This is a genomic window from Roseomonas sp. TAS13 (genome assembly GCF_001950415.1).
Lineage (GTDB): Bacteria > Pseudomonadota > Alphaproteobacteria > Acetobacterales > Acetobacteraceae > Roseomonas > Roseomonas mucosa.
The window spans coordinates 1-4,845 of the sequence record NZ_BDLP01000327.1 but is presented as its reverse complement, the minus strand read 5'-3'; the positions used below and the strand labels follow the sequence as shown (position 1 = coordinate 4,845).

The 4,845-nt window shown below is 64.0% G+C and carries 3 protein-coding genes; 1 reads left to right on the top strand and 2 read right to left on the bottom strand.

All coding sequences use genetic code 11. The features are described 5' to 3' along the window. Positions 1 to 128 precede the first annotated feature (128 nt). Positions 129 to 1,454, bottom strand: a complete 1,326-nt coding sequence (locus ROTAS13_RS19325; RefSeq protein ID WP_075823141.1) for a hypothetical protein — start codon at positions 1,452 to 1,454, stop codon at positions 129 to 131. A 242-nt stretch (positions 1,455 to 1,696) separates the two neighbouring features. Between ROTAS13_RS19325 and ROTAS13_RS19320 the strand changes: the two genes are divergently transcribed. Further along, on the top strand, positions 1,697 to 2,569 hold the full coding sequence (locus ROTAS13_RS19320; RefSeq protein WP_083755625.1) for an NAD(P)-dependent oxidoreductase: 873 nt from the start codon (positions 1,697 to 1,699) through the stop codon (positions 2,567 to 2,569). Between the two features lie 40 nt (positions 2,570 to 2,609). Here ROTAS13_RS19320 and ROTAS13_RS19315 read toward each other — a convergent pair whose 3' ends face one another. Continuing rightward, on the bottom strand, positions 2,610 to 4,655 hold the full coding sequence (locus tag ROTAS13_RS19315) for a PAS domain-containing sensor histidine kinase (protein ID WP_075823139.1): 2,046 nt from the start codon (positions 4,653 to 4,655) through the stop codon (positions 2,610 to 2,612). Between the last annotated feature and the right edge of the window lie 190 nt (positions 4,656 to 4,845).

The following is a 4,845-nucleotide window of genomic DNA, read 5'->3' as shown; positions in this document are numbered from 1 at the left end:
AGGATGTGGGGGAGTAGGGCGAGCCACTCGTCGTCGGTGAGGGGGCGGAAGGGTTGGGGTGGGGAGAGGCGGGAGGGGTGGCACATGGGCGGGAGTGTAGCATGAGGGTGGGAAATAGGCAAGTTTTCCTATTTACTGTCTCTGGCTGCATTTAAGCAGAGTACTATTAAAGGTGCGAAGCCATCCCAAATTGACCACAAGTGATTAGGCGACGGTGAAAAACTATCCGAATGAACGTATCTGTTGAGTGTATCGGTGGAAACTATCCCTTCATGTCTGCAAAGCTTATTAAATGCGTCACTCTCCTTCTTTGAAACCATTCCACACGCAAACAAATGTGCTGAAATTTTTTCAATTTTCTTGGAGAGTTTATCGTTCTCATAAACACTATCCAACTGACAAATCTTGACATAATTTTCCACAGAAATCTCAAGCAAAACACGAAATAGCACTGAAATGGCATTCACGTGTTGTGGTAGCTTCAATTCAAATTGCAGTTCGTGCCATATACGCCTATGTCGCTCAAGGTGCCCAACCCAATTAATGCTATATTCCGATTGCGGAATAAGTGTTTTTCGCACATATTGTCCCGCTGGGATAATAAGTTTATTAGCTGACCGGCCTTCAGTAATATGTTTTATTGCCTCCACTTCTCTAAAATTCTTCGCTTCCTTTTGCGGGAAATCTTCGCAATTCTCAACTGCATCCAAGTAGTCGTTTTTTCCTTTTGCATCCCACACATGCTTCAAAGTAACATGCTTTGAAACCATATCTTGTGCAATGCGCCTAAGTCTTTTCAGAACAAGATTTTCATCAGAAATAAACTCAACTTTCTCGCCCCTAACAGAAAATCCAACTCTATTTCTCATCGTCTCTGCCGCAAAAAGCCGATTCATTACCGAACGCGGTATTTTTTTAGCAGGAAATCCTTCCCCAATCGCAATCAACATACCCTCTATCTCGTCCGATATATTTAAACCTAATTTTCGCCCTGTACGTCTAACAAAATTATCTTTCATTCGGTCGTCCCAAGTAGACTGCCCGATTCCTTGCTGAACCCCCGTATGTCGCCGAAATATGATGTCATTTACTCTATTTTCATTATTTTCCACTCTGCAAAGAATAGCTTCCGGGAAATTTCCAGGCCAATTTATCCGTAGGCTTCTGAAGAATTCATCAAGTTCGGTCGTAGGGGCAAGAGTTGGATTTCTTAAAAGTTTAATGCACGTCACACGCCGATTCCCATCGTACACAATATACTTCCCTTCAATCTGGCGCACCAATGGCGGCTCGAATAATCCACCACTACTCACGATGTCCTTCGCCAAATTTCGCATATGCGTATCCCGAATTTGGAACAACATGGAAATTGCCGCGTTTTCGCTACCAAGTTGACCATGCCGATCATTGGAAGGGTTGACCAAAAGCTCATCGATTTTCAAATTCTTATACATCTGAAGATCTCGCTACGATTACCAACCGAAATGTCCGGCAGTAGGACATAGCGGACAGCGAAGCACAACCTCCGATTACATTTTGGGAGTTGTAGGAACCTCAGGTTCCTGCCGGGGTGCAGGGGCAGAGCCCCTGCGCTGCGACGCCCGGCCGCAAAGCTCCGACACAGAAGCCCCCTCCCCCACCCCAGCGTTGAAACTCCCCAGGAAGGCGACGTTCGCGATTCAACGAGGAGAGCGGCATGAGCACGAAACGGATGGATGTGGGGTTCCTGGGCCTCGGGCAGATGGGGTCGGGGATGGCCGGGCGGCTGCTGGAGGCCGGGCACCGCGTGACGGTGTGGAACCGCAGCGCCGGGAAGGCGGAGGCGCTGGCCGCGCGCGGGGCGCGGGTGGCGGGCAGCCCGGCGGAGGCGGCCCGGGCGGGCATCGTGTTCAGCATGCTGGCGAATGACGCGGCGGTGGAGGCGGTGACCTCCGGCGAAGGCGGGGTGCTCTCGGCGGGGCCGGGGGTGCTGCATGTGTCGTGCAGCACGGTGAGCGTGGCGCTGACGGAGCGGCTGGCGGCGGCGCATGCCGGGGCGGGCCAGGGCTTCGTGTCGGCGCAGGTGCTGGGGCGGCCGGATGTGGCGGCGGCGGGGAAGCTGTCGGTGATCGCGGCGGGGCCGGCGGAGGCGCTGGACCGGCTGGCGCCGCTGTTCGGGGCGATCGGGGCGAAGGTGCTGCGGATGGGGGAGAGGCCGGCGATGGCGGCGGCCACCAAGCTGGCGGCGAATTTCGGGATCGCGGCGGTGATCGAGCTGGTGAGCGAGCAGATGCGGATCGCCGGGTCGCAGGGCGTGCCGGCGGCGCGGTTCGCGGAATTCCTGACGGAGACGGATTTCGGCAGCCGGATGATGGGGGTCTATGCGCCGATGATCGCGGCGGGGCGGTTCGAGCCGGCGGGGTTCCCGATGAAGCTCGGGCGGAAGGATGTGGGGCTGGCGCTGGAGGCGGCGGGAGAGGCGGAGGTGCCGGTGGCGCGGCTGCTGGCGGAGCGGATGGACGCGATCATCCGGGCGGATGGGGGCGAGCGGGACTGGGCGGCGCTGGGGCAGCCGCCGAAGGGGGGCTGAGGGCGGCCCCTCCCCTCCTCTGCCCAGCCCGCGGCCCGTGTCAGCCGGCGACGAGTTCCCGGATGCGGGCGGTGAGGGCTTCCAGGGCAAAGGGCTTGGTCATGACGTGCATGCCGGGGGGCAGAGGCGTTTCGCCGATGACGGCCTGTTCGGCATAGCCGGTGATGAAGAGGGTCCGCAGGCCCGGGCGGGCGTGGCGGGCGGCCTCGGCCATCTGGCGGCCGTTCATGCCGCCGGGGAGGCCGATATCGGTGACGAGGAGGTCGATGCGGGCGGGGGAGCGGAGGAGTTCGAGGCCGGCGGCGCTGTCGGCGGCCTCCAGGGCGGCGTAGCCGAGTTCCTCCAGCACTTCGGTGACGAGCATGCGGATGGTGGGCTCGTCGTCCACGACCAGGACGGTCTCGCCATGCGGGCTGCGCAGGTCCGGGGCGGGGTCCGGGGCGGGCTCGGTGTCGGCGGGTTCGCCCTGGTGGCGCGGCAGGTAGAGACAGACGGTGGTGCCCTGGCCGGGGGCGGTGCGGATGCGGGTCTGGCCGCCGGACTGGCGGGCGAAGCCGTAGATCATGGAGAGGCCGAGGCCGGTACCGTGGCCGAGGGGCTTGGTGGTGAAGAAGGGGTCGAAGGCTCTGGCGGCGGTATCGGGGGCCATGCCGGTGCCGGTGTCGGTGACGCGGAGGGAGACATTGGGGCCGGGCGCCAGGTCGCGCTCGCGGGCGGCCTGGGGGCCGAGACGGGTGTTGGCCGTGCAGATGGTGAGGCGGCCGCCCTGGGGCATGGCGTCACGGGCGTTGATGCAGAGGTTGAGGAGGGCGTTCTCGAGCTGGGGCGGGTCCACCAGGACGGACCAGAGGCCGGGGGTGGTGACGGTGTCGAGGGCGATGCCGGGGCCGATGGTACGGCGGAGGAGGTCGGCCATGCCGGTGACGAGGCGGTTCACGTCGGTGGGGCGCGGGTCGAGGGTCTGGCGGCGGGAGAAGGCGAGGAGGCGGTGGGTCAGGGCGGCGGCGCGCCGGGCGGCATCGCTGGCGGCGGCGGTGTAGCGGAGCAGGTCGTCGTGGCGGCCCCGGGCGATGCGGGCGGCCATCAGATCGAGGGCGCCGATGATGCCGGCGAGGAGGTTGTTGAAGTCGTGCGCGAGGCCGCCGGTGAGCTGTCCGACGGCTTCCATCTTCTGGGACTGGCGGAGGGCGGCCTCGGCCTGCTCCCGTTCGGCGATGGCGGCGGCGACACGCTGTTCGAGGAGGGTGTGGAGGGCCTGGCGCTCACGGTCGGCCTCCTTGCGGGCGGTGATGTCGATGGAGGTGCCGATGAGGCCGATGACCTCGCCGCTCCCGTTGCGGAGGGGGGCCTTGGTGGAGAGCCAGGTGGCGGGGGTGCCGTCGGGGCGGCGGACCTCTTCCTCGACCTGTTCCAGGATGCCGGATTCCATGATGCGGCGGTCGTTGGCCATGACGGCCTCGGCCTGGGCGGTGTCGTCGAGGAACTCGCGGTCGGTGCGGCCGAGATAGAAGTCGGGCGGCTTGCCGATGAGCTCGGTGGTGCCCTTGTTGGCGAGGAGCATGCGCCCTTCGCGGTCCTTGGCATAGACGACGCCGGGGACGGCCTCGATGAAGCTGCGGAGGAGGATGTTGGCGCGGTCGCGCTCGGCCTCGATGGCGCGCCGCTGCTCCAGGTCGAGGAGGACGCCGGGGAAGCGGAGGGGGGTGCCATCGGGGGCCTTGTCGACGCGGCCGTTGGCCTCGATCCAGTAGTAGCGGCCATCGGCGCGGCGGACACGGTACTGGTGGGCATAGGGGCCGCCGCGGGCGATGACCTCGCCGATCGTGGCGGCGAGGCCGGGCTTGTCGTCCGGATGGACGGTGGCGATGACCTGTTCGAGGCTGAGGCCCTGGCGGCCGAGGGCCGGATCGATGCCGAAGGCCTGGGCGAACTGCTCGTCGATGGTGAAGCGGTCGGTGGGCAGGTCCCAGAACCAGGTGCCGGTGATGGCGCCGGCGGCGAGGGCGAGCTGGATGCGCTCGGCATCGTCGTAGCCGCCGGGAGGGGCGTCCTGCGCGCCGGCGGTGTCGTTCTCGGAAGCGGCCATCGGGGAAATCCTGCCTCAGCCTTTCCGGGCGACGATTCGGGCGGCCGCCAATGCGGGCTCTCTGTAAAGGAGCGGCGCGGCGGGGCAAGCGGGGCTGTCGCGAGGCCCGGCGGCGGAGGGGGCCTGGCCGGCGGCGGGCCGCACAGGCCCTGACCCTGCCGTTCCCGGCCGCCCCGCCGGGGAGATGGCG